General features: G+C 72.8%; 24 protein-coding genes. 11 read left to right on the plus strand and 13 right to left on the minus strand.

Annotated elements, in window-relative coordinates; genetic code table 11:
• Positions 1 to 8: 8 nt before the first annotated feature.
• From ACQEVB_RS24870 to ACQEVB_RS24880, 3 genes are all read right to left on the minus strand, one after another.
• On the minus strand, positions 9 to 998 hold the full coding sequence (locus ACQEVB_RS24870; protein WP_432975593.1) for an NADPH:quinone reductase: 990 nt from the start codon (positions 996 to 998) through the stop codon (positions 9 to 11).
• Complete coding sequence (locus tag ACQEVB_RS24875; protein ID WP_432975596.1) at positions 995 to 2,167, minus strand: alpha/beta fold hydrolase; 1,173 nt, start codon at positions 2,165 to 2,167, stop codon at positions 995 to 997. The genes ACQEVB_RS24870 and ACQEVB_RS24875 overlap by 4 nt, the downstream gene beginning before the upstream one ends.
• 77 nt (positions 2,168 to 2,244) lie before the next feature.
• On the minus strand, positions 2,245 to 3,165 hold the full coding sequence (locus ACQEVB_RS24880) for a LysR family transcriptional regulator (RefSeq protein ID WP_432975599.1): 921 nt from the start codon (positions 3,163 to 3,165) through the stop codon (positions 2,245 to 2,247).
• A gap of 181 nt (positions 3,166 to 3,346) precedes the next feature.
• On the opposite strand from ACQEVB_RS24880, the gene ACQEVB_RS24885 reads away from it, so the two are divergent.
• The 7 genes from ACQEVB_RS24885 to ACQEVB_RS24915 all read left to right on the plus strand — a co-directional run bounded on the left by ACQEVB_RS24885 (position 3,347) and on the right by ACQEVB_RS24915 (position 11,876).
• On the plus strand, positions 3,347 to 4,597 hold the full coding sequence (locus tag ACQEVB_RS24885) for an ABC transporter substrate-binding protein (protein WP_432975602.1): 1,251 nt from the start codon (positions 3,347 to 3,349) through the stop codon (positions 4,595 to 4,597).
• A 74-nt stretch (positions 4,598 to 4,671) separates the two neighbouring features.
• Entirely contained in the window at positions 4,672 to 5,559 is an 888-nt protein-coding gene (locus ACQEVB_RS24890) for a carbohydrate ABC transporter permease (protein WP_432975605.1), read from the plus strand.
• Positions 5,556 to 6,395 (plus strand): carbohydrate ABC transporter permease, encoded by an 840-nt coding sequence (locus ACQEVB_RS24895; RefSeq protein WP_432975608.1) that lies wholly within the window; start codon positions 5,556 to 5,558, stop codon positions 6,393 to 6,395. The genes ACQEVB_RS24890 and ACQEVB_RS24895 overlap by 4 nt, the downstream gene beginning before the upstream one ends.
• A 9-nt stretch (positions 6,396 to 6,404) precedes the next feature.
• The gene (locus ACQEVB_RS24900) at positions 6,405 to 7,442 is read left to right on the plus strand and encodes a LacI family DNA-binding transcriptional regulator (protein ID WP_432975611.1); all 1,038 of its coding nucleotides are present in this window, start codon (positions 6,405 to 6,407) and stop codon (positions 7,440 to 7,442) included.
• A 38-nt stretch (positions 7,443 to 7,480) separates the two neighbouring features.
• Positions 7,481 to 8,731: a glycoside hydrolase family 32 protein gene (locus ACQEVB_RS24905; RefSeq protein WP_432975614.1), complete on the plus strand. Its 1,251-nt coding sequence runs from the start codon at positions 7,481 to 7,483 to the stop codon at positions 8,729 to 8,731.
• Between the two features lie 23 nt (positions 8,732 to 8,754).
• Positions 8,755 to 10,062: a NosD domain-containing protein gene (locus tag ACQEVB_RS24910; RefSeq protein ID WP_432975617.1), complete on the plus strand. Its 1,308-nt coding sequence runs from the start codon at positions 8,755 to 8,757 to the stop codon at positions 10,060 to 10,062.
• 95 nt (positions 10,063 to 10,157) lie between these two features.
• Positions 10,158 to 11,876, plus strand: coding sequence for a nitric oxide synthase oxygenase (locus ACQEVB_RS24915; RefSeq protein WP_432975620.1), 1,719 nt, complete (start codon positions 10,158 to 10,160; stop codon positions 11,874 to 11,876).
• 75 nt (positions 11,877 to 11,951) lie between these two features.
• On the opposite strand, the gene ACQEVB_RS24920 is transcribed toward ACQEVB_RS24915, so the two are convergent.
• A complete protein-coding gene (locus ACQEVB_RS24920; protein ID WP_432975623.1) occupies positions 11,952 to 12,377 on the minus strand; it encodes a nuclear transport factor 2 family protein in 426 nt (141 codons plus the stop codon).
• Between the two features lie 85 nt (positions 12,378 to 12,462).
• Here ACQEVB_RS24920 and ACQEVB_RS24925 point away from each other — a divergent pair, with 85 nt between their 5' ends.
• The 4 genes from ACQEVB_RS24925 (at position 12,463) to ACQEVB_RS24940 (ending at position 14,643) form a co-directional block, all read left to right on the plus strand.
• Positions 12,463 to 13,029: a TetR/AcrR family transcriptional regulator gene (locus ACQEVB_RS24925; protein WP_432975626.1), complete on the plus strand. Its 567-nt coding sequence runs from the start codon at positions 12,463 to 12,465 to the stop codon at positions 13,027 to 13,029.
• Between the two features lie 199 nt (positions 13,030 to 13,228).
• Positions 13,229 to 13,960, plus strand: a complete 732-nt coding sequence (locus ACQEVB_RS24930; protein ID WP_432975629.1) for a GNAT family N-acetyltransferase — start codon at positions 13,229 to 13,231, stop codon at positions 13,958 to 13,960.
• The gene (infA, locus tag ACQEVB_RS24935) at positions 13,957 to 14,181 is read left to right on the plus strand and encodes a translation initiation factor IF-1 (RefSeq protein WP_432975632.1); all 225 of its coding nucleotides are present in this window, start codon (positions 13,957 to 13,959) and stop codon (positions 14,179 to 14,181) included. The genes ACQEVB_RS24930 and infA overlap by 4 nt, the downstream gene beginning before the upstream one ends.
• A 63-nt stretch (positions 14,182 to 14,244) precedes the next feature.
• Entirely contained in the window at positions 14,245 to 14,643 is a 399-nt protein-coding gene (locus ACQEVB_RS24940; protein WP_432975635.1) for a PPOX class F420-dependent oxidoreductase, read from the plus strand.
• Between the two features lie 5 nt (positions 14,644 to 14,648).
• Here the strand turns inward: ACQEVB_RS24940 and ACQEVB_RS24945 are convergent, their stop codons facing one another.
• The 9 genes from ACQEVB_RS24945 to allB all read right to left on the minus strand — a co-directional run bounded on the left by ACQEVB_RS24945 (position 14,649) and on the right by allB (position 24,553).
• Positions 14,649 to 16,679, minus strand: a complete 2,031-nt coding sequence (locus tag ACQEVB_RS24945) for a DEAD/DEAH box helicase (RefSeq protein WP_432975638.1) — start codon at positions 16,677 to 16,679, stop codon at positions 14,649 to 14,651.
• A gap of 396 nt (positions 16,680 to 17,075) precedes the next feature.
• Positions 17,076 to 17,378: a hydroxyisourate hydrolase gene (gene uraH / locus ACQEVB_RS24950; protein ID WP_432975641.1), complete on the minus strand. Its 303-nt coding sequence runs from the start codon at positions 17,376 to 17,378 to the stop codon at positions 17,076 to 17,078.
• Complete coding sequence (gene uraD, locus ACQEVB_RS24955) at positions 17,375 to 17,836, minus strand: 2-oxo-4-hydroxy-4-carboxy-5-ureidoimidazoline decarboxylase (RefSeq protein WP_432975644.1); 462 nt, start codon at positions 17,834 to 17,836, stop codon at positions 17,375 to 17,377. The genes uraH and uraD overlap by 4 nt, the downstream gene beginning before the upstream one ends.
• Positions 17,833 to 18,906, minus strand: coding sequence for a glycerate kinase (locus ACQEVB_RS24960; protein WP_432975647.1), 1,074 nt, complete (start codon positions 18,904 to 18,906; stop codon positions 17,833 to 17,835). Before ACQEVB_RS24960 ends, uraD begins: the two co-directional genes overlap by 4 nt.
• Positions 18,906 to 20,669: a glyoxylate carboligase gene (gene gcl, locus ACQEVB_RS24965; protein WP_432975650.1), complete on the minus strand. Its 1,764-nt coding sequence runs from the start codon at positions 20,667 to 20,669 to the stop codon at positions 18,906 to 18,908. Before gcl ends, ACQEVB_RS24960 begins: the two co-directional genes overlap by 1 nt.
• On the minus strand, positions 20,666 to 21,550 hold the full coding sequence (locus ACQEVB_RS24970) for a 2-hydroxy-3-oxopropionate reductase (protein ID WP_432975653.1): 885 nt from the start codon (positions 21,548 to 21,550) through the stop codon (positions 20,666 to 20,668). Before ACQEVB_RS24970 ends, gcl begins: the two co-directional genes overlap by 4 nt.
• Positions 21,547 to 22,317 carry a hydroxypyruvate isomerase family protein gene (locus tag ACQEVB_RS24975; RefSeq protein ID WP_432975655.1) on the minus strand — a complete coding sequence of 257 codons (771 nt, stop codon included), beginning with the start codon at positions 22,315 to 22,317 and terminating at the stop codon, positions 21,547 to 21,549. Before ACQEVB_RS24975 ends, ACQEVB_RS24970 begins: the two co-directional genes overlap by 4 nt.
• Entirely contained in the window at positions 22,314 to 23,264 is a 951-nt protein-coding gene (alc, locus tag ACQEVB_RS24980; RefSeq protein ID WP_432975658.1) for an allantoicase, read from the minus strand. The genes ACQEVB_RS24975 and alc overlap by 4 nt, the downstream gene beginning before the upstream one ends.
• Positions 23,264 to 24,553 (minus strand): allantoinase AllB, encoded by a 1,290-nt coding sequence (gene allB, locus ACQEVB_RS24985; RefSeq protein ID WP_432975661.1) that lies wholly within the window; start codon positions 24,551 to 24,553, stop codon positions 23,264 to 23,266. Before allB ends, alc begins: the two co-directional genes overlap by 1 nt.
• Positions 24,554 to 24,661: the final 108 nt, after the last annotated feature.

Here is a 24,661-nt window from a genome sequence, read left to right on the forward strand (position 1 = left end):
GGTTGAGCTCAAGCCGGCTCGGGCACGAGCAGCACCTTGCCGATCCGGCGTCCCTGCTCGACGTCGTCGTGCGCGGTGCTGATCGCGGTGAGTGGGTAGCGCGCCGCGATCCGATGGGTGAGGACGTCGTCCTGCAGTGCTCGCGTGATGTGATCGGTCGCCGCCCACATCGCCGGTGCCGGCATGGCGAACACGAGGACGGTCCGGATGGTCACGCCCCGGCGCATCAGCGGGTAGAACGGCAGCACGGGTTCCGGGACGGCGTCCGAGGCGTAGGTGGCGATCGTGCCGCCGGTGGCGATGACCGCCGACGTGAGCGGGAGGTTCTGCCCGAACGCCACGTCGACGACCCGGTCGACGCCGCCCGGGGCCAGGTCGAGGATCGCCTCGACCGCATCGGCGCTGCGGTGGTCGACGACGTGCGCAGCGCCCGCGGCGCGGGCCGCCTCCTGCTTGTCGGGTGTGCTCGCGGTGGCGATCACCGTGGCGCCACCGTGCCTGGCCAGCTGGATCGCGTACTGGGCGACCGCGCCGGCCCCGCCGGTCACCAGCACCGTGCTGCCGTCGATCGGTCCGTCCGCGAAGAGACAGCGCTGGGCGGTCAGCGCCGGAACGCCGAGGCAGGCACCAGCCTCGACGGGTGTCTCCGGCGGTAGTTCGATCGCCTGGGCCGACGGCACGACGACGAGCTCCGCGGAGGTCCCGAACGGCGTGCGGTGGTTCGCGGAGTGCACCCACACGCGCTGCCCGATCCGGCTCGTGGGCACCCGCGGCCCGACCCGGTCGATGACGCCGGCCCCGTCGTCGCCGGGGACGACGCGCGGGTGGCGCATCGCCCGCCCGCCGACACCGGAGCGGCGCTTGACGTCCGCCGGGTTGATCCCGGCGGCGCCCACCCGCACCCGTACCTCGCCGGGACCGGGCTCCGGGTCGGGCAGCTCGCCGATGCACAGGACCTCGTCGGCCGGGCCGTTGCGGTCGTACCAGGCGGCCTTCACCGCTGGGTCCCGGCTGCGGGCAGGAACTCGTCCAGGGCGGCTGCGACGAGCTCGGGCCGTTCGAGGGTCTGCATGTGGGGCGTGCCGGGCAGCTCCCGGTACTGCGAGTCGGGCACCCGGTCCGCGATGCCGCGCATGATCTCCGGCGTGGTCGACGCGTCGAGCTCACCGGCGAGCACCAGGGTCGGTGCGTCGAACCGGTGGAGCCGGCCCTGGACGTCGAGCCCGGTGAACGCGCGCCACGTCCCGGCCCAGTCGGCGGCGTTGCCGCGGAGCACCTGCTCGCGGGCGTAGCGGACGCCCCAGCCGTCGGTGGCCAGCGCCGCGGGGGTGAACCACCGGGTCAGCGACGGCACGACCTGTGCGGCCATGCCGTCGACCTCGCCGGAACGGGCCCTGGCCTCGAACGCGGTGAACGGGTGGTCGGTGGTGGCGAGCAGCGCGAGGGACGCGACACGCTTCGGGTGGGCGACCGCGGCGGTCTGCGCGATCCCACCGCCGTAGGAGAGGCCGACGACGTGCGCCTGGTCCAGTTCGAGCGCGTCGAGCACCCCGATCAGGTCGTCGGCGACGTCGGTCATGGTGAACGCTGCGCCGTGGCCGGCCGCCCAGCCGTGGCCCCGGATGTCGTAGGCGAAGACGCGGCGGCCGACCGCCAGCGGCGCCATGACCGGTTCCCACATCCGCCAGTCGAGGCCGAGGGCGTGGAGCAGCACGACCGCGGGGCCGTCCGTGCCGGCCTGCGCCACGATGGTCTCGTGGTGGCCCACGTCGATGCGCCGCACCGGAAGCGGCCCGTCGATGCCCGCCGCGGCCACCACCTCGTCGATGACGGCCAGCGCGTTCAGCGCCCGCGGGAACCCGGCGTACACCGACACGTGCTCGGCGAGGGCACGCAGCTCGGACGCGGCGATCCCGAGGCGCAGCGCTGCCGCCACGTGGACGGCGAGCTGCCGCTCGGCCCCACCCAGCGCGGCGAGCATCGACACCGTCGCCAGCTCCCGGCTGGCCCGACCGAGTTCCGCGTGCGCCAACGGTCCGCCGAACGCCGTCTCGACGACGGCGTCGTACATCTGCGGCGAGCGCCGCCGGACGTCGGCGAGTGCCTGTTCGGGGTCCGACCCCATGAGGGCTGCGTACTCCAGCCGTCCTCGCGCGCTGCGTTCCACGTCATGTCCTTCCGTCACGTCCGTGATGACGATGACGGCTCGACGATCAGACGTCCAAGACCTGACCGGACTGACGGTCAGACGCCAGAACTATCACCCTCGGCGAGGGACGCGAACGCGGGATGTCCCACGGCGTAGTCGATGAACATCCGCACCGCCGGCGCCGGACGCCGCCCGGCCGGCCAGGCCAGCGACGGCGTCCAGATCGGTTCGGGATCGAGCCGGGCGATGTGCACGGCGGGCCCCGGCGCCTCGGCCACGGAGCGGGGCATGATCGCGGCAGCCAACCCGGCGCTCGCCAGGATCCGCGCGGTGCTGTACTCCCGGCTCTCGAACCGGAAGTCGGGTACGGCACCGCCGGCCTCCAGCGCCGACATGATGATCTGGCCCACCACCGAGCCTGCCTGGTAGATCACCATCTCCATCCCGTCCAGCTCGCCGATCGGCACCTCCGGCCGGTCGGACAGCGGCCCGCCCGTCGCGGCCGTCACCAGTACCAGCGGCTCCCGGCCGAGCGGGTGCACCACGAGTCGACGCTCGTCGAGACCGCGCGAGATCGCCAACGTCGCGAGATCGAGCCTCCCCGCGTGCAGACCCGCGATCATCTCCTCGGTGTTGTGCTCGCGCAGCTCCACCTTGACCGCTGGATAGCTCCGGCAGAACACCGACAGCACGTGCGCCAGCTGCGACATCAGTCCACGTGCGGCGCCCAGCCGGATGTTGCCGCGGACACCGCCGGCCCATCCCAGCATCTCGTCCTCGACGGCGACGAGGTCCGCGAGGATCCGCTCGGCGTGCTCGAGCAGGGCGGCACCGGCCGGCGCCAGCTCCACGCGGTGGTTGTTCCGCTCGAACAGCACCAGCCCGAGCTGCCGCTCCAACCGCCGGATCTGCTGCGACAACGCCGGCTGGGCGATGCGCAGCGACTCCGCCGCGCGCGTGAAGTGCAGCTCCCGGGCAACGGCCTGGAAGTACTCGAGCTGCCGTGAACTGATCATCGCGCCATGGTCCCACCGGCGGCCGAGGCACCGAGGTTTTGGCTTTTTGGCAGTTGACGAGGCCGTTGAGCGTGCCTACCGTCTGCCAAGACGTTTTGCCAAGACGTTTTTGCAGGCGTCTCATTCCCGGGGGACCCCAGCGGACAGATTCGGAGTAAGGATGCTTCGTAGAAGACTTGCCGTGGTCGTCTCGGTCGCCACGGCTGCGGTCCTCGCGATGGGCGGCTGCGGTGTCGGCGGCAGCACGTCGTCGTCGGAGAAGGCCATCACCGTGCTGGTCGAGGCCGGCGGCCACGCCGAGCTGCAGCCGATCGCGGACGCGTTCACCAAGGAGTCGGGCACCAAGGTCTCCTTCGTCGAACTGCCCTACGACGGCCTGTACAACAGGCTCAACAGCGAGTTCACGTCCGGCAGCGTCTCCGTCGACGTCGCGGCGATGGACGCGGTCTGGCTGCCGACGTTCAAGGACGCGATCACCCCGCTGGACGGCCTCTTCACCGACGCCGTCAAGGGCGACCTGTTCCCGGCGCTGGTCCAGGAGGCGAACGTCGGTGGCGCGTTCGTCGGCATGCCGGTGTGGACGAACTCGGAGATCCTCTACTACCGCAAGGACCTGTTCGACGACCCGGCCAACCAGGCCGCGTTCAAGGCGAAGTACGGCTACGACCTCGTCCCGCCCACGACGTGGCAGCAGTACCACGACGCGGCCGCGTTCTTCACCAAGGACGGCATGTACGGCACCGACGTGAAGGGCGCCGTGGAGACCGAGTGGCTGGCCCTGCTCTCCCAGACCGGCGAGAAGACCATGGTCACCAGCAACGACGGGGCCACCGTCTCCCTCGGGGACGCGAACAGTCACCAGGCCCTGCAGTTCTACGGCAGCCTGGCCGAGTTCGCTCCGCCGGGAGTTGCCCAGGTGGACTGGGCGGCCGCCCAGAACCTGTTCAACCAGGGCAGGACGGCCATGTCGCTGTTCTGGGCGCACGCGTACCGGCAGATCCCGAAGGACTCCCCGGTGGCCGGCAAGGTCGGCGTGGCGCAGATGATCGCCGGCCCCGGCGGGGTCGCCGGAGTCCCCGGCGCCTGGTACCTCACCGTGCCCAGGGCCGGCCGGCAGCAGCAGGCCGCGGCGGACTTCGTGAAGTTCGCCTACGACCACAACGACCTGGCCGCCCAGACCAACCTGGGCCTGGTGGCCCGGAAGTCGGCGTTCGCGAAGTACCAGGACCAGCCGGGCTACGAGAACTACGAGCCGCTGATCGACACGCTCACCGCCCCGGCCACGATCCCGCGGCCGGCAACGCCGAAGTGGCAGCAGATCGTGGATACGGTCCTCGTCCCGATGATCCAGAAGTCCCTCCAGCCGGGCGCCGACGACCAGGCCCTGCTGAACGCTGCGAAGGAGCAGGTCCAATCGTTGGTCAAGCGGTAGTGGACCGCGCGGGTGGCCGCACCGGCCACCCGCGCCGGCCCACTCGGAGCACATCGCGGAGTACATCGACCCGCATGACGGACCGGCGCTTCGCCGCGCTGCTGATGCTGCCGGCCGCGGCGTTCCTGGCGGTCTTCATCGGCTGGCCGCTGGTGCAGTTCGTCGCCGCCGGGTTCTTCGAGGTCAGCCCCTTCGCCGGGGGTCCGTGGACGTTCGTCGGCCTCGGCAACTACGCCCGGCTCTTCCAGGACGCGGCCTTCGCCGACGCCGCGTGGCGGACGGTCCTGTACGCGGTCGTCGTGGTGACCTGCGAGTTCGTCCTGGGTCTTGCCGTGGCGCTGCTGTTCACGGCGCTGGGGAACGCGTCGCGGATCTTCCGCACGGTGTTCCTCTACCCGCTGATGATCGCCCCGATCGTGGCCGGCCTGCTCTGGCGGTTCCTGCTCATCGACAACTTCGGCATCGTCAACGAGCTGCTCACCCGGGCCGGGGTCCTGCGGTCGAGCACGGACGTCCAGTGGCTCTCCGACCCGGACATCGCCCTGTTCTCGGTAGCGATCCCGGACATCTGGCTCACGACCGCGTTCATCACGCTCGTGCTGTTCGCCGGGCTCCAGAACATCCCGCGGGACGTGGTCGAGGCAGCGCGGATCGACGGCGCCCGGTACCCGACGATCCTCGTCCGGATCCTGCTGCCGCTCCTGCGCCCGGTGATCGCCGTGGCGCTCATCGTGCGCGGGATCGACGCGGCCCGCGCCTTCGACGTCATCCTCATCCAGACGGGCGGCGGCCCCCAGTCCAGCACCGAGACCCTGTCGCTGCTGATCTACCGCACGATGGTCCGCTTCGGCGACCCCGGCCTGGCCAGCGCCATGGGCACCGTCTACCTCGTCGTGATGCTGGCCGTGTCCATCGTGGCCGTCCTCTCCATCTGGCGCCCGGGAAGCGACGGCACGGCATGAACGGTCTCGACGTCCGCCGCCCGAGCTCCAGGACCATCCTGTGGGTCCTGCTCGTCGCCGTCGTGGTCCTGTACGGGTTCCCGTTCGGCTACATGGCGCTGACCTCGTTCAAGGCGCCACTGGAGACGATCGCCGTCCCGCCGCGGCTCCTGCCCGGAGAATGGACGGTCACGAACTACGTCTCCGCCCTGTCCCGGGACGGGGTCGTCGCCTCGTTCGTCAACAGCATCGTCACGGCCACGCTGAGCACCCTGATCTCGCTGGTGCTGGCACTGCCCGCGGCCTACGCCGTGGTCCGCTACCGGACCCGGGCCGGACGGTTCTTCATCATCGCCGCGCTCGTCACGCGGATGGTCCCGCCGATCGTGGTCGGCGTGCCGATGATCGGGATCTTCCACGACCTGGGCCTGTCGGACACCTCGATCGCCCTCGCGATCGCGCACACGACGATCTCCCTGCCGCTGTCGATCTGGCTGATGTCCAGCTTCTTCGACGCCGTCCCGGTCGAGCTGGAGGACGCGGCCAGGATCGACGGCTGCTCCCGCCTGGGCGCGCTGTGGCGCGTCGTCATCCCCGTCACCTCCGGGGGCGTGGCCGTCACCGCGATCTTCGCGTTCCTGGCCTCGTGGAACGAGTTCCTCTTCGCGCTGCTGCTGACCGCGGTGCGGGCCCAGACCACGCCGGTGGTGATCGCCAACTTCCAGACCCAGTTCGGCCTGGACTGGGGTTCGATGACCGCACTCGCGGTCGTCTACTCGGTCCCGGTCATCCTGCTGACGCTCCTCCTCCAACGGCACATCGTCGCCGGACTCACCCTCGGCGCGGTCAAGGGCTGAAGGATCACCATGAAGACCGTAGGCATCCGGGACGTGGCGAAGCTGGCCGGCGTCTCCGTCACGACCGTCTCGCACGTGCTGAACGAGACCCCGCACACCCGCGTCGCCGAGGAGACGAAGAACCGGGTGCGGGAGGCTGCGCGGAGCCTCGGCTACGGCCCGAACCGGGTGGCCCAGGCATTGCGGACCCGCAGGTCCGGGCTCATCGGCCTGCTCAGCGAGGAGATCGCCACCACGCCCCATGCGGGCCGGATCATCCTCGGCGCCCAGGAGGCGGCCCGCGCCCACGGCCTGACCCTGGTGATCGTCAACGCGGAGCGCGGCAACCACGCCGAGGCGCACCGGGCCGAGGTGCAGGCGCTCATCGACCGGCAGGTCGACGCCGTCCTGTACGCCACCATGTACCACCGGGAGATCTCCCTCCCGTCGAACCTCTCCGGGCTGCCCGCCGTCCTCATCGACGCGACCGACGGGACGGGCCGGCTCCCCTCGGTCGTCCCCGACGAGGTCGGCGGGGCGGTCGCCGCGGTGCGGCACCTGGCCGAGGCCGGCCACCGGCGCATCGCCTTCCTGAACAACGACGACGACGTCCCCGCCACCCGCGGCCGGCTGACCGGCTACCGCCAGGTGCTCGCCGAGCACGGCATCCCGTACGAGGAGGAGCTCGTCGGGGAGTCCGCCTCCGAGCCGGCGGACGGCTACGAGCTCGCCAAGGGGGTCCTCGGCCGGGCCCGGCCGACCGCCCTGTTCTGCTACAACGACCGCATGGCGATGGGCGCCTACCGGGCCGCCCGCGAACTCGGGCTGAGCATCCCCGAGGACCTCTCGATCGTCGGCTTCGACAACCAGGAGATCATCGCGGCGAACCTCGCCCCCGGTCTGACCACCGTCGCCCTGCCGCACTACGAGATGGGTGCCTGGGCGCTCGAGACCGCCGCCGAGATGCTCACCGGGGGCAACGACCAGCCCGTCGGGCCGTTCGAGCCGCTCCTGCTGCCCTGCCCGCTCGTGGTCCGCGAGTCGGTCGCCCCTCCCCGTCGGCCGTGACGGCCCCAGGTACCCACGACTCGCAGAGAGATCAGTCCTTGCGCCCGGTCCTCCACTTCACCTCGCCCTCGGGATGGATCAACGACCCCCTGGGACTGACCTTCCACGGCGGCACGTACCACCTCTTCTACCAGCACGTTCCCGGTGTCACCGACTGGGCTCCGCAGTGCCGGTGGGGCCATGCCACCTCCCGCGACCTCCTGACGTGGGAGACCCGCCCCACCGCACTTGAACCGGGGGACGGCGACGGCGGCTGCTGGTCCGGCAGCATCGCCACCGGCCGCGACGGCGAAGCGACGCTGTTCTACACCTCGGTCGACGACGCCGCCGTCGAGATCGGCCGGGTCCGCACCGCGCGGCCGGGCCCGGGCAGCGGCAGCACGTGGGAGGAGTGGGTGAAGGGCCCCGTCGTCGCCGAGCTCCCGGACGGGGAGGAGTCGGTGGCGTTCCGGGACCCCGCGGTCGTCCACGACGGCACCCGCTGGCGCATGATCATCGGCTCCGGGCGGCCCGACGGCACCGCGGTCGTCTACTCCTGGACCTCCGACGACCTCTCGACATGGCGCTACGACGGCGTGTTCGCCGCCCGCCACGCGAGCGAGACCGACGGCGTGTGGACGGGATCCGCGTGGGAGTGCCCGCAGGTCGTCCGCGTGGGGGAGCGGTGGGCGCTGATCGTCTCCGTCTGGGAGCCGGTGCGCCCGCACTACGAGGCCTACACCCTCGGCGAGATCGTCGACGGACGCTTCGTCGCCGGAACACCCTGGCGGCGGCTCACCTACGGCCCCTCCTACTACGCCGGGGCGGTCTTCCGCGACGAGGACGGCGAACCGGGGATCGTGCACTGGCTCCGGCAGGTCGCCGACCCGGACGCGGGGTGGGCCGGAGCGCACAGCCTGCCGCACCGGCTCGAACTCGTCGGGGACCGGCTCGAGCTCCGCTTCCCGACGGGCCTGGCGGGGCGTCGGGGCCCGGGCCGACCGCTCGCCGCGCTCCCCGAGCCGGTGGGTGGCGCCGTCGACATCGAGTGGTCGCGGGGCGGAATCCTCGCCCTCGACGAGGGCGTCCGGAACGTGTTCCGGCTCGAGCGAACCGGAGGCACCCTGACGGCGACCGCGGACCTCGGGCAGTGGTCCGTACCGTGCAGCGGCCCGGTGCGGGTCGTCGTCGACGGGCCGGTCGTCGAGATCGCCGGTGCCTTCGGCGCGCTGGCGTTCCCGGCGCCGCGAGGGGCCTGCGCCACGCTCACGTCCCGGGACGCCGACGGCACGGCCTACCCGCTCGGCTGACCTCCGCCACGAAGGAAGAACCCATGTCGAGCCGCAACCACTACGACGTGACCGCGTGGCCCGTCGGCGACCCGTCCGACGACGTCGGGGAGGTGATCAACAGCATCATCGCCGACATCAAGGAGCGGCAGACCAGCACCGATGTGAACGACGGCGGGAAGCCGGGCGCGGTGATCCACCTCCCGCCCGGCGACTACCGCCTGCGCACGCAGGTGGTGATCGACATCAGCTTCCTCAGCATCCGCGGCTCGGGACACGGCTTCTCGTCGTCGAGCATCCGGTTCAACGTCCCCGAGGACGAGTGGCCCGACCTGCACGAGCTGTGGCCCGGCGGGAGTCGCGTCCTGGTCGACATCCAGGGAGCCGCGTTCCTCGTCGAGCGGACGGGCAGCCCGCGCATCAGCTCGGTCGAGTTCGCCGACTTCTGCATCGACGGGCTGCACTTCACCGCGGACGGCTCGGGGCTGCCGCCGGAGAACACCTACGTCAACGGCAGGACGGGGATCCACGTCGCGACCGCGAACGACTCGTTCCGCGTGACCGGCATGGGCTTCGTCTACCTCGAACACGCGCTCACCGTCTGCAACGCGGACGCGCTCTCCGTCCACGACAACTTCATCGCCGAGTGCGGTAGCTGCATCGAGCTGCGCGGATGGGGGCAGGCGTCGAAGATCACCGACAACCTGGTCGGAGCGGGTCCCCGGGGCCACGCGATCTACGCCGAGCACCACGGCGGGCTGCTCGTCGCCACGAACAACGTCTTCCCGCGGGGTGCGAGCAGCATCCACCTCGACGGCGTCACGCGGTCGACCGTCACCGCCAACCGCCTGCACTCCTTCTACCCGGGGATGGTGGTCCTCGCGGCGAACAGCTCGGAGAACCTCGTGTCCTCGAACCACTTCCTGCGTGACCACGAGCCCTGGGCGCCGTTCCAGGGAGTCGACAACGGGCGGGACGACCGTTTCGGACTCCTCAGCATCAGCGGCAGCAACAACTCCGTCATCGGCAACCACTTCTCCGCGGTCATCGACGCGCAGAACATCCGGCCGCCAGGTGCGACGCCCGTCGTCATCCGGGTGGCGGCGGGCACCGGCAACTACGTCGCGACCAACCACGTGGTGGCGCTGGACGTCCGCGCCACGTCGAGCGACTCCTGCTTCGCCGCCCAGGTCGACGCCCTGCTGACGACCGAGGCGTCGAAGGAGCTCGCCGTCACGGCGGTCATGGTCGACCCCGCGTCGTCCCGGAACACCGTCCTGGATTCCGGGACCGACGGCCAGGTCGTCGCGGACCGGGCGGTGAACGCGTTCCGGCCCACGCCGGGTTTCTAGGCTCCCGGATGTCGATCTCGGGCCGTTCACCGATCGAGGGGGCAGTCACGCCGCACGGCCGGTCCGGCGCAGGCGTGCGATGGCAAGGTGGCAGCGTGACATCGGCCCCCGACTCCCGCGCACGACCGGACCTCCTCGACCGGGTCGGTGCGCCGTTCGAGCCTTCCGCGCCGCCGGTGCTGCAGCATCGGCCGGGGTCCGCGGGCGAGCACGATCTCCAGTGCGCCTACGGCACCACCGCGCGCGCCGATCGCTTCTACGCCGACCAGGTGCGCGACCGGCTGCTGCCGACGATGATCGAGTTCATCGGCCGCATGGAGATGCTGTTCCTGTCGACGGCCGATGCGAACGGCGAGTGCGACGCGTCGCTGCGGGCCGGTGAGCCGGGCTTCATCCAGGTGCTCGACGAGCACCACCTCGCGTACCCCGAGTACCGCGGCAACGGCGTCCACGCGAGCCTCGGCAACATCAGCGAGAACGGGCACGTCGGCATCCTGATGGTCGACTTCGTGCAGGACCTGATCGGCCTGCACGTCAACGGCAAGGCGTGGATCGTCGAGGACGACCTGCTGCGCGACCAGTACCCCGACCTGCCGCCCCCTGCCGACCGCGGTCGCGCGGCCGAGCGCTGGGTGGTCGTCAAGGTCGACGAGGCCTACATCCACTGCCGCAAGCACATCCCGCGCATGGCGCGGATCCACGAGCGTCGCGAGTGGGCCACCGACGACCCGGCCCGCAAGGGCGGGGACTACTTCCGCGTCAAGGACACCCCGCCCACCGAGGTGCGCCTGCCTGCGCCGCGGCCCGCTCCCGCCAGGACGGCGAGCCGCGCGGACGCCGTCGCACCGGCGAGCGGGCCGGCTCCGGTCGACCGGGTCGCCGCGCGCCGGTTCATCGAGCGGTTCTACGCCGAGACCGTACCGGCCCTGCCGATGCGCGAGCGGATCGCGCAGATCGACGAGGAGATCGACGCCACCGGCTCGTACACCCACACCCTCGACGAGCTGACGTTCGGCGCCCGCGCCGCCCGGGACGGTCGGTCGGACGACCTGCGCGTGCGCGACCTGCGCCACGTCAGCCGGCCGGTCGACGTCGCCGAGGGCTGCATCGGGCACCTGCGCGAGGCCGGCCGCGGTGGCCGCATCCGCCCCACGATCACGGTGTTCGCGCCGGACCGTCCCGGCCGGCCGGGGCCGCGCATCCACAACGACCAGCTCGTCCGCTACGCAGGGCACCGCACCGATGCCGGTGACGTCCGCGGCGACGGGCGCTACGCCGAGTTCACCGACCAGGTCGTGGCGCTGGGCTGGCAGCGCCCGTCCCCGCCCGGGCGGTTCGACGTGCTGCCGCTGCTGATCTCGGCGGGGCACGGGCGCCAGGAGCTGTTCGAGATCCCGTCCGACGCGGTGCTCGAGGTGCCGCTGACACACCCGGACCACGCGTGGTTCGCCGAGCTGCGCCTGCGCTGGCACGCGGTGCCGGCGATCGCGAACCAGCCGCTGGTCATCGGCGGGGTCACCTATCCCGCGGCCCCGTTCAACGGGCGGTACCTCGGCACCGAGATCGGTGCCCGCGCCCTCGCCGACGTCGACCGCTACGACCTGCTGCCGGTCGTGGCGCGCCGGCTCGGGCTCGACATGAGCTCCGACCGCACGCTGTGGCGCGACCGCGCCGTGCTGGAGATGGTGCGCGCGGTGCAGCACTCGTTCGACGAGGCCGGCGTCGCGATCGACGAGCACGGCGCGGGGCTGCCGCTGTTCGGCGGGCACGCGGGGGAGGCGGAGAGCGCGGACCGGGACAGGACCCCCGCTTGAGCGACGAGAGCGGCTGCGTGCTGGGGTACGACCGCACGTCCATGCGGCCGCTGCTGCCGGGATGAACGCGCCGGCTCACGCCTGAACGGCTGCCACCAGGTCGGCGAGCTGCCCGCGGATGCGGGCGCCGGTGAGGTGGTCGAGGTAGTCGCGGGACTCGACGATCTCGCCGTCGCGCACGCGCAGCACGAAGATCCCGGGCTGGGTGAACGGCTCCCCGCGGACGGTGCCCTGGTACTCGAACTCGGCCACGATCACCTCGGGGTCGGCCGTCTCGTGGACGACGACGTTCGCGACCCGCCGGTCGATCTGCCGGGTGGCGTCGTCGGGCCGGAAGTGCTCGCGCAGCTCGTCGCGGGACACCATGGCGGGGCGGCGCAGCGGGTCGAGCGGGTGCCGGACGTCGGTCCGCTCGGCGTAGAGCTCGGGCAGCTCGTCCCAGCGGCGGGCGGCGACGCCCTCGACGAGCGCGTGGAAGACCTCGCGGGGGCTGCGGGACATGGGTTCCTCCTGGCGTCCGCGTACTGTCCGGAGTGGCGACTCCGATTATGCGGAGTCGTGACTCCGGAAACAAGGGCGGTCGACGATGAGTGCGCGGGCGCAGCGCGTCGATGCGCGGGCCAACCGCGAGCGGATCCTCGAGGTCGCCGACGAGGTGTTCGGGCGAGGTGGCGGCTCCGCGTCGACGGAGGAGGTGGCGAGCCTCGCCGGCGTCGGCATCGCCACGGTCTTCCGGCACTTCCCGACGAAGGCGCTGCTGCTGGAGGCCGTGCTCGTCCGCCGGTTCGCCGGGCTCCGCGCGCAGGCCGAGGCCCTGCTCGGGGACGCGGATCCCGGCGGGGCGTTCTTCGGCTTCTTCCGGCACCTCGTGGCGGACGCGGCGGCGAAGATCGCGATCGGGGAGGCGCTCCTCGACGCCGGAGGTGACCAGGACGAGGCCGCCCGCGCCTCGGCCGAGCTGCGCCGGGCGGTCGGGGCGCTGCTCGGGCGCGCCCAGGAGTCCGGCGCGGTGCGCACCGACGTCGAGCTCCCGGAGGTCTACGCCCTGCTCGTGGGCACCTCGCGGGTCTTCGCCGGCGCCGACCTGGGCGAGGACGTGCAGGCGCGCGCGCTGACGGTCCTCTTCGACGGCCTCGCGCCGCGGCCGGTGTGAGCCAGCGCGAAAACCGGTGGGGGAGCGGAGCGTCCGCCCGCTACGGTGCTCCCGACCGCGACCCCACCCAGGGAGGTGAGACCCATGAACGCTGTACGCACGTGGGTGCTCTCCTCGTCCCGGTCGGGCGGCTGATGTAGCTGTCGCCAGGAGTGCCCGTCACGACAGGCACTCAGGAGAGGCGACAACCATGGAACCTGTGCATTCCGATGTCCGGCGCGCGGTGATCGACCGCGTCGCCGAGGGGCGGTGGCGCGCGGTGGCGGACGGCCGGGAGATCGGCCGCGGCGACGCGTCGCGCCGGCCCGACGGGCGGATCTTCGTCAGCGTCGACGCCTGGCACGGCGACGTCTTCGACCAGCTCGCCGCCGCCGTGCTGGCGGAGCTGCCGCGGCCGCTCCACACGATGGTGGACGAGGTCGACCACGACACGGTCGAGCGGTGGGAGCGGGCGGGGATGGCGCTGCGGCGCCGCGAGTGGCTGTACGCGCTGCCCGTCGGTCCGGGGCACGCCGTGCCGCTGGCAGGGGTGACGCTGCTGCCGGTCGGCGCGGCCGAGGAGGAGCCGCTGCGCACGGCCTGGGCGGCGCTCGGGGCCGAGATCGAGGCGACGGCGGGCTGGCCCCCGCCGGGCGCACCCTGCGATCCGACCCGGTACGCGGTGGCGGCCGGTCCCGACGGGTACGACGGGCTGGTCCGCGTGGTGACCCGGCGCCGGCACGCCCGCATCGCGTCGATCGCGGTGCGGGCCGAGCGGCGCAGGCTGGGGATCGGCCGGGCGCTGCTCGTCGACGTCCTGGCGACGCTGCACCGCGCCGGGATCGACACCGCATCGGCGGACGTCGACGAGTCGAACACGGCCGCGCTGGCGCTGTTCGACAGCATCGGCGGACGGCGCATGAGCAGCGGGCTGGAGCTGGTGCTGCGATGAGTCGAGCTGCCGCAGGCATCGAGGTCGACGGCACCGTCGTCGAAGCGCTGCCCAACGCGACGTTCAAGGTGGAGCTGGAGAACGGGCACGTCGTGCTCGCGCACATCAGCGGGAAGATCCGGAAGAACTACATCAAGATCGTCCTGCTGGACCGGGTGCTCGTGCAGATCAGCCCGTACGACCTCACGCGCGGCCGGATCCTGTTCCGGTACCGGACGTGATCGCTCTCGGATGACCTGGCGGCCGGCCGGAATACCGGCCGGCCGCCGTGCCTTCGATCGAACATGGCGATCCCACTCCCACCCGGCGTCCGTGCCCTCGTCGACGGCCCCAACTTCGCCACGGTGGCGACGCTCGACCCGGACGGCGGCCCGCAGACGTCGGTCGTCTGGGTCGGCCCCGACGACGACACGGTCGTCTTCAGCGCGACCGAGGACCGGCGGAAGGTCCGCAACCTGCGGAAGGACCCGCGCATCAGCGTGTCGATCACGGACGCGACGAACCCGTACCGGCACACGCAGCTGCGCGGCACCGTGACGATCGAACCCGACCCGGACAAGACGCTGGGCACGCTGCTCAGCCACAAGTACCTGGGCCAGGACCCGCCGCCGGAGGGGCCGGAGTTCGAGCGCGTCATCGTCCGGCTGCACGTGGAGAAGGTCGCCGGCAACGTGACGACGTAGTCCCGTCAGCCGGCGTGCACCGGGTCCGCGGACAGCGCGTCGACCAGCAACGCGACGAGTGCGGCGTGCTGCACGTCGGCCGACGCCCCGAGCTGCACCTCGGCACCGTCGAGCGCGGTCGCGGCCAGGCCGGCCTTGCCGTCGATCAGCTCGGCGATCCGCGCGTCGATGGTCTGGGCCGCGATGATCCGCCAGGCGGTGACGGGTTCGGTCTGCCCGATGCGGTGGCTGCGGTCGATGGCCTGGGTCTGCTCGGCCGCCGTCCAGGACAGCTCGGCGAGCACCACGTTGGACGCGACCTGCAGGTTGATGCCGACCCCGGCCGCGGTCAACGAGCAGACGATCACGGAGACGCCCGGGTCGTTGACGAACGCGTCGATGTTCTGCTGCCGCACCTTCGACGTCTGGTCGCCGCGGATCGAGGAGTACCGCACGCCCTGCTGAGCGAACGTGGCCTCGGCGGCGTCCATGACGTCGACGTGCTTGGCGAAGAACACGACCTTGCCGGCGCTGCGGGCGAGCTGCGCGGCGTAGTCCGCGGCCAGCTCGGCCTTCGCCTGGCCGATCTTGCGCATCATCGTGAAGACGTTGTCGCCGGACTTCGCGTTGGCGGCGTCCTTCAGCTCCCAGCGCGCGACCTGGTCCACCAGCTCGCGGTCGATCCCGACCACCTCTTCGGCCGAGTCACGCGCCGCCAGTGCCGTCTCGTACCGGGCGACCATGCGCCGGGCGAGGTCGCGCTCGGCGGCCCGGATCGAGCGGCCGGCCGGCCCGTCCAACTCGACGGGGAGGTCGGCGATGCGCCGGGCCGGGATGTCGGCGGCCACGTCGATCTTGCGGCGGCGGACGATGCCCATGTCGACGACGCATTGCCGCGCCGCCGGGTAGAAGCCCGGGTCGGCGGGGGTGAGGCCGGTCTCGTCGAGCTCGTGCATGAGGTCGGGGAGCGGCTTCTTCTCGTCGATCCAGCCGAGGAACTGCCAGATGGCCAGGAAGTCCTCGATGTCGTTGATCAGCGGGGTGCCGGTGAGCGCCATCAGCAGCGGCCGCATCATGCGGGCGCGGATGCGCGCGGACAGCTCCAGGACGTTCCTCGAACGCTGCGACGACTTGTTCTTGATGAAGTGCGCCTCGTCGACGACCATCCCGCGCAGGCCGAAGTTGCCGAGCCAGCCCACGTGCCGGTCGAGCACCTCGTAGTTGACGATGATGATGTCGGCGAAGCCGTCGATCGACTCGCCGTCGCCGTGGATGACGGTGGCCGTGCGGCGCGGTGTCCAGAGCCCGGCCTCGCGCGCCCAGTTGGTCTTCACGACGTTGGGGACCACGACGAGCAGCGGGTAGGCCTCTGCCGCCTCGGCGGCCAGCAGGGCCTGCGCCGTCTTGCCCAGCCCGGGCTCGTCGGCGAGCAGGAACGTGCGGTGCCCGGCCGCGGCCGCGGCCACCACCTGCGCCTGGTGCGGCATCAGCTCGCGGCCCTGCGGCGTGCGCCGGACCTCGCGCTCGGGGAGGTCCATGCACGCGGACGCGCCGGCGCTGGCCCGCTCGAACGAGCGCAGCAGCGGACCCAGCAGCTCCCACGTGGCCAACCGGGTCGTGCGCGGCTGGCGCGGGCGGGCCGCCGAGAAGTCGGGGGCGAGGAACGGGTTGGCCAGCTGCCGCGAGATCACCGACTGCGGCACGACCCGGTGCTTCGCCTCGGCGGCGGCCTCCTCGGCGGCCGGCGCCTCCTCGACGACGGGCTCGATGCCCAGGCTGCGCAGCATGTCCCGCTTGACCTCGCGGGCCTCCGGCAGCACCTCTGCCTCGTCGTCCAGCAGGGAGAGGAGCCCGGCGTCCCGCACCGCGGTCTTCGCGAGGATGGTCGCGATGCCGTCGAGCCGCTTGAGCTGCTCACCGCGCTTGGACTCGGTGACGGTCTCGTCCGCCTTGACCCGGGCGCGCTCCTCGCGCAGCGCGAGCGCGACGGCCTGGAACTTCGCCCGCGTGGTGAGCCCGATCCGCCCGCCCCGCAGCGACGCCTCGATCTCCCGCACCGTATGTGCGAGCAGCGAGACCAGGTCGACGGGCTCGTTGGTGCGCCGCCGGTCCCGTGGAGGGGTGCGGCGAGCCCTCGTCTGGGGCTGGCCTCGTCGAGCCACGAACTCCTCCTCCGGGACGTTCGGTACACCTGTTCCGCACGGTGCTGCGCCGGCGGATCGACGTCGCGGGCCGAGCGCCGTGGCCACTCGCCCGAAACGCGAGCCGCCCTCGCATCTGCGGGAGATCGACTCCATCGTGCGTCCGGCCCGTCGAAGAGCCCGCACGACCGACCATCGATCGTCTCCGTACCCGGCCACACGAGCGGAACACCCATCGGGGCCGTGTACGGACAATGGTACCGCCCCGCGGGCTCTCAGGCTGCCGTCCACCCGGGGTGTCGAGGAGATCGGTCAGCTTCCTCGGTACGTCGAGTACGCGAAGGGGGAGAGCAGCAGCGGAACGTGGTGGTGCGCCGAGGGGTCGGTGACCGTGAAGGTGACGACCACCTCGGGGTAGAACCCGTCCGGGAAGGCCGCCGCGGTGTCGAAGACCAGGCGGTGGACGCCCGCGGTGAGCGCGCCGAGGTCGCGCACCCGGCCGTCGGCGTCGGTGCGGGCCGTCGTGACGACCGCGCCGGCTCGTTCCAGCCGAACCGGGACGTCCTGCGCGGGACGTCCGGTCACGGCGTCGAGCACGTGGGTGGAGAGGCTCATGCGAACACCGCCGCCAGGCGCAGGCGGTTGATGGCGGCCAGCTCCCGCAGGGCGGTGCGCCGCTCGGTGTCGGGGTCGTTCGCGAGCCGGGAGTGCAGGTCGGCGAGGAGCTCCGTGCCGCTGCGGCCGCTCGCGCAGACGAGGTAGACGCGGCCGAACTGCTCCTCGTAGGCGGCGTTGGCCACGGCGAAGGCGGCCACGACGTCGTCGCCGACCCCGCGCTGCTCCGCGGCCGAGCGCACCGACGCGCTGCGGTCGCCGATGCGCGGGTGCCCGGCGAGCGCGGCGTCGAGGTCGGCCGGGGTGAGCGCCGCGTCGGCGACGGCGAGCAGCTGCGCGATCGAGCCGAACGGGCGCGCGTCGGCGACGCGCTCCGCCCACTGCGCGGCCGTGCAGCAGCCGAGGAGGACGGCGACGGCCCGGTCGCGGGCCAGGTCGTTGAAGGCGGTGACTTTCATGCCAGCGACCGGCCCACGGCTTCGAGCAACGGCCCGGGCTCGGCGCGGCACCGCGCCTCGTCGGCGCACCACTGCGTCAGCGCGTGCGCGGCGACGAACCCGGCGGCCCGCAGCTCCGCGTCGGGGAGCTCGCGCACGCCGCAGACGGCGACGACCGGCACCCCGGACGCGCGGGCCGCGGCCGCGACCCCGGCCGGCGCCTTGCCGCGCAGCGTCTGCGCGTCGAGCCGGCCCTCGCCCGTGACGACGAGCGCCGCACCGGCCAGTGCCTCGGCGAACCCGACCAGGTCGAGCACGACGTCGATCCCGGCCCGCCGGCGCGCGCCCAGCACCGCGAGGGCGGCGAACCCGACCCCGCCGGCTGCGCCGGCGCCGGGCTGCAGGGCCGCATCCGGGTCGACGAGCGCGGCGAGCCGGGCCAGGCCCCGTTCCAGGATTGCGACGTCGGCCGGGGACGCGCCCTTCTGCGGGCCGTACATCGCCGGAGCCTCCGCGAGCGGGTTGTCCACGTCGCTGGCCAGCACGAACTCGACGTCGGCGAGCCGGTCGTCCAGCCCGGCGAGGTCGACGGCGGCGAGCCGGTCGAGCGCCCCGCCGCCGTCGGGCAGGTCGGCGCCGGCGGCGTCGAGGAAGCGGGCGCCGAGCGCGGCGAGCATGCCCGTGCCGCCGTCGGTGCACGCGCTGCCGCCGACGCCCAGCACGATCCGGGCCACGTCGGCGTCGAGCGCGGCCCGGATCAGCTCGCCCGTGCCGCGGCTGGTCGCGCCCAGCGGGTCGGGTTCGTCGAGCAGGACGAGCCCGGACGCGGCGGCCAGCTCGACGACCGCGGTGCCGTCGCGCAGCGCGATCGCCGACGCCACCCGTTGCCCGGTCGGGCCGGTGACCTCCACCGGCAGCCGCCGGAACTCGGCGGCGACGGCGGCGTCGAGCGTGCCGTCGCCGCCGTCGGCGACGGGCAGCTCCACGGCGTCGGCGCCGGCCGCGCGCAGCCCGGCGGCCAGCGCGGCGGCGACCTCGGACGCGGTGGCCGAACCCTTGAACTTGTCCGGCGCCACCAGCACGTACCCCATCAGCCGAGCGGGATCGTCGCGGTCGGTGCGTCGGCCGCGGTGCTTGCCAGATCCTCGAACTCGACGACGTTGTCCAGCTCGGTCCCCATCGCGATGTTCGTGACCCGCTCCAGCACCACCTCGACGACGACCGGCACGCGGTGCACCGCCATCAGCTGCCGAGCCCGGCCGAACGCCGAGGCCAGCTCGCGCGGGTCGGTGACCCGGATCGCCTTGCAGCCCAGGCCCTCCGCGACCTTGACGTGGTCGACGCCGTACTTGCCCAGCTCGGGCGAGTTGACGTTGTCGAAGCCCAGCTGCACGCAGTAGTCCATGTCGAACCCGCGCTGCGCCTGCCGGATCAGCCCCAGGTAGGAGTTGTTCACGACGACGTGCAGGTAGGGCAGGTTGAACTGCGCCCCGACCGCCAGCTCCTCGATCATGAACTGGAAGTCGTAGTCGCCCGACAGCGCGACGACCGTCGCGTCCGGGTCGGCGACGCAGACCCCGAGCGCGGCCGGGCCCGTCCAGCCCAGCGGGCCGGCCTGCCCGGCGTTGATCCAGTGCCGCGGCCGGTAGACGTGCAGGAACTGCGCCGCCGCGATTTGCGAGAGCCCGATCGTGGTGACGTAGCGGGTCTCCGGCCCGAACGCCTTGTTCATCTCCTCGTAGACGCGCTGCGGCTTCACCGGCACGTCGTCGAAGTGGGTGCGGCGCTGCAGCGTGCCCTTGCGCTCGGCGCACTCGCGCACCCACTGCTCGCGCCGCGGCAGCGTCCGTTCGCGAGCGGCCGCCAGGATCTCCCGCAGGAACGCGCCCGCGTCGGAGACCACGCCGTAGTCGGGGGCGAAGACCCGGCCGATCTGCGTCGGTTCGATGTCGACGTGCACGAACGTGCGGCCGGCGCGGTAGACGTCGAGGCCGCCGGTGTGCCGGTTCGCCCAGCGGTTGCCGATGCCCAGCACCAGGTCGGACGCGAGCAGCGTCGCGTTGCCGTAGCGGTGCGCGGTCTGCAGGCCGGCCATGCCCGCCATCAGCGGGTGGTCGTCGGGGATCGCGCCCCAGCCCATGAGAGTGGGCACGACGGGGATGTCGAGCAGCTCGGCCAGCTCCACCAGCTCGGCGCACGCGTCGGCGTTGACGATGCCCCCGCCGGCCACGATCAGCGGGCGCTCGGCGGTCGCCAGCAGGTCGAGCACCCTCTCCACCTGCGCGCGGGTCGCGGCGGGCCGGTGCACGGGCAGCGGCTCGTAGGTGTCGACGTCGAACTCGATCTCGGCCTGCTGCACGTCGATCGGGAGGTCGATCAGCACCGGCCCCGGTCGCCCGGACCGCATCAGGTGGAACGCCTGCGCGAACACGCCGGGCACCTGGCCGGGCTCGCGCACCGTCGTCGCCCACTTGGTGACGGGCGCGGCGATGGCGGCGATGTCGACGGCCTGGAAGTCCTCCTTGTGCAGCCTGCTCACCGGCGCCTGGCCGGTGATGGCGAGGATCGGGACCGAGTCCGCCGCGGCGGAGTAGAGCCCGGTGATCATGTCGGTGCCCGCCGGCCCGGAGGTGCCGACGCAGACGCCGATCGCGCCCGGCGTCGCGCGCGTGTAGCCCTCGGCCATGTGCGAGGCGCCCTCGACGTGCCGGGCGAGGACGTGCTGGATGGAGCCGTTCGCGCGGAGCGCCGAGTAGAACGGGTTGATGGCGGCGCCGGGCAAGCCGAACGCGTGCGTGACACCTTCCTTGGCCAGGATCGCGACGGCGGCGTCGATGGCGCGCATGCGGGTCATGGCGTACTCCTCCCGGAGAGCTGCAGGACCTGCAGCAGCAGCGCGCTGTGGTCCAGCCCGCCGTGGCCTTGGGCGCGCAGCGACGCGACCAGCTGGGCGACGTGCGCCCCCAGCGGGATCGCGACGCCGGCCTCGCGGGCGGCGGCGGTGACGATGCCGAGGTCCTTGTGGTGCAGGTCGATGCGGAAGCCGGGCGCGAACTCCCGCGCGCGCATGCCGGCGGCCTTGCGGTCGAGCACGGTGCTGCCGGCGAGGCCGCCGCCCAGCACGGCCGTCGCCGTCTCCGTGTCGACGCCGTGCGCCTCCAGGAACACCAGCGCCTCGGCGAGCAGCTGGATGTTGCCGGCGACGATGAGCTGGTTGGCCGCCTTCACCGTCTGGCCGGCACCGGCCGGGCCGACGTGCACCACGGTCGAGCCGACGGCCTCCAGGTACGGGCGTGCCGCCGCCACGTCGTCGGCGTCGCCACCGACCATGATCGAGAGCTTGCGCTCCTTCGCGCCGGCCTCGCCGCCGCTGACCGGCGCGTCCACCACGCGGATGCCGCGCTCGGCGCCGGCCTCCGCGACGCGGCGGGCCACGTCGGGGCGGATCGTGGAGCAGTCGATGTGCAGGGTGCCGGGCTTGGCGTTGGCGTAGATCCCGCCGTCGCCCTCGACCAGCGCCTCGACGTCGGGGCTGTCCGGCACCATCGTGATGACGACGTCCGCCTCGCGCACGGCGTCGGCGGTGCCGGTGGCGGCCCGTCCGCCGCGCGCCACCAGCGCGTCGACGGCCGGCCGGGAGAGGTTGTGGCCGATCACGTCGTGGCCGGCGTCGACCAGGTGCCCGGCCATGGGGGCACCCATGATGCCGAGCCCGATGAACGCGACGGTGCTCATGAGGTCTCCTTCATCCAGTCGAAGGCGCGCTCGCTGGTGGTGGTCGGGACGTACTCGAGGCCTACCCGACCGCGGTAGCCGGCGGCCGCCAGCGCAGTCAGGTGCTGCATCAGCGGCACCTCGCCCGTGCCGGGTTCGTGCCGGCCGGGCGCGTCGGCGATCTGGACGTGCCCGATGCGGTCGGCGTGCTGCGCGATCACGGCCGCGAGGTCGTCGCCGTTGACGGCGAGGTGGTAGAGGTCGAACAGCAGCGCCACTTCCACCTGATCGGCCACGGCGAGGGCATCCGCAGCGGTCTTCAGGGGGTACGCCGGCATCCCGGAGAGCGGTTCCAGCACCACCGTCCCGTCGAGCAGGGCAGCGGCGCGACCCAGGTTCTGCAGGGCCACGGCGTCCTGGTCGCGCGGGTCGACGCCGTCGAGGCGGTTGCCGTAGAGGGCGTTGAACGCGATCGTGCCCAGGCGCTTCCCGAGCGCGGCGGCGACGTCGATGCTGTCGCGCACCTCGTTCTCCCGGCCGGGCCACGAGATCAGCCCGCGGTCGCCGGCAGCCATGTCGCCGGCGGCGAGGTTGAGCGCGGAGAGCGTCACGCCGGCGTCCTCGATCGCGCGGGCGAACGCCTCCACGTCGGCGTCGGCCGGGGCGGCGGAGTCGAACGGCCACCAGAACTCGACGGCGTCGAAGCCGGCCGCGGCCGCGGCGGCGGGCCGCTCCAGCAGCGGCAGCTCGGTGAACAGGATCGAGCAGTTGACGGACCAGCTGGTCATGAGGCGTCCTTCCAGCGGGAGGCGAGTGCGGCGTGGCCGCGCTCGGTGGGGGTGCCGTGCAGGCGCACCCGGGCCATACCGCCGTCGGGGTAGGCGTCCATCCGCACGGCGGTGCACGGCGGCGCGTCGGTGAGCACGAACCGGTTGCGGGCGTCGGGCTCGATCGCGGTGCGGGGGAGCAGCTCCCGCCACTCGCCGCCGGTCCAGCCGGACAGCGCCGCCCAGCCGGGTGCGTTGTGCAGGTACCAGCTGGTGTCCAGCTCTGCGACGGAGATCGTGCCTTCGCAGGCCAGCGCGATCTCGACGTACTCATGGCCGTCATCACGCCGGCGGGCCGTCTCCCAGCCCTCACCCATCGACCGGGCCGGCCCGGGCAGCAGCAGGTTGTTCGGCGAGCCGAAGAACCCGTCCGAGCACCCGGTGACCCGCCCGCCGAACTCCACCGCGGCCAGGTCGATCGTGCCGAGCGCGGCTACGAGCGCCGGGTCGGGTGCTGCCTCGCCGTGCACCCGCAGCCGCGCGACCCCGCCGTCGGGGAAGATCGACAGCCGCACCCGGGTGATGGGCCGTGGTTGGTCGACGGCGAAGGTGTTCTCCGCGTCGCCCTTGATGCCGCTGCGGGGTACCAGCGGCACCCACTCGCCGTCCACCGTGAGCCCGTCGACGGCCGCCTCGGGCGGGTAGTTGCCCACGAAGAACGCCGTGTCGATGACGATCCCGCGCACGATCCCGGGCATGCCCAGCCGGATCTCCGCCGTGTCGTGCCCGGGTTCGCGGCGGCGGCGGGTCTCCCAGCCGTCGTAGACCTTGCCGTTGGGCCCGAACGCGGCCGGGTCGAACACCGCCGGCCCGGGCGTGATCAGGTTCTGCCGGGCGGCGAACGCCTCGTCGTTCGCCGTCACGACGGCGCCGCCGAGGTCGCGGCGGGCCAGGTCGGGCAGTTCCATCATCGGGTCCTCTCCAGGAGTCGTCCCCGCGGTTCGTCGATCGGGGCGCCGCGCAGCCAGGTGGCGCGCACGACACCGCTCAGCTCGCGGCCGGCGTACGGGGTGGTCGGGTGGCGGTGTTCGAGCGCTCCGACCGTGAACGTCGCGTCGGGCGCGAACACCGTCAGATCAGCATCCTGACCAGCGGCGATCCGGCCCTTGCCGGCCAGCCCGGCCAGCGCGGCGGGGCGCTCGGCCATCCAGCGGGCGACGTCGGCGAGCCCGCGCCCGCGCCGGCGGGCCTCGGTCCACACCACCGGCAGGGCCAGCTGCAGCGACGCGATCCCGCCCCAGGCCTGCCCGAAGTCACCCCTCTTGAGCTCGGGCGTGCAGGGGGAGTGGTCGCTCACCACCATGTCGATCACGCCGTCGGTGAGGCCCTGCCAGAGCGCGTCACGGTTGCCGGCCTCCCGGACGGGCGGGCAGCACTTGTAGCGCGTGTCGCCGTCGGGCACCTCCTCTGCGGTCAGGGTCAGGTAGTGCGGGCAGGTCTCGACGGTGACGGCGACGCCGTCGTCGCGGGCTTCGGCGATCGCCGGGAGGGCGTCGGCCGCGGACAGGTGCACGACGTGTACGCGCGCGCCGGTCCTGCGGGCGGCGGCCAGCAGCCGGGCGATGGCGCGGCCCTCCGACTCCGGTGGACGCGAGGCGACGAAGTCGGCGTAGCGATCCCCGTGCGCGGTCGTGACCAGCGCCCCGTCCTCGGCGTGCGCGATGAGCAGCCCGCCGAACTCGGCGATCTCCCGCAGCGCCGGCTCGGGATCGAGCAGCGGTGGGAACTCCGGCACGCCGCTGTCGATCATGAAGCACTTGAACCCGACGACGCCGGCGTCGTGCAGCTCGCGCAGCCGGCCGAGGTTGCCCGGCACCGCACCGCCCCAGAACGCGACGTCGACAGCGCACTGCCCGTCGGCCGCCTTGCGCTTGACCTCCAGCGCGGCCGCGTCGAGCGTCGGCGGCAGGGAGTTCAGCGGCATGTCGACGATCGTCGTGATCCCGCCGGCCGCGGCCGCGCGGGTGGCTGTCGCGAAGCCCTCCCACTCGGTGCGCCCCGGTTCGTTGACGTGCACGTGCGCGTCCACGAGCCCCGGGAGCAGCACCTCGTCATCGGCGAGCACGACCTCAAGGGCGTCGAGGGGCGCGTCGAAGGGCAGCACGGCGGCGATCCGCTCGCCGCGGACCAGCACGGCGGCCGGCCGCACGGCCCCGTCGACGACAGCCCGCCGAGCCCGCAGGACGAGGTCACACATCGCTGGGCCCCTTCACACATGTCCGGACGTGTGTGAACGGGCCCGGCGGTCTGTGACGTGAGGGGGACATGCGTCGTCCTTTCGGGCATGCCGGGTCGCCACCGCACG

This window comes from Pseudonocardia sp. CA-107938 (assembly GCF_050936315.1).
GTDB lineage: Bacteria > Actinomycetota > Actinomycetes > Mycobacteriales > Pseudonocardiaceae > Pseudonocardia.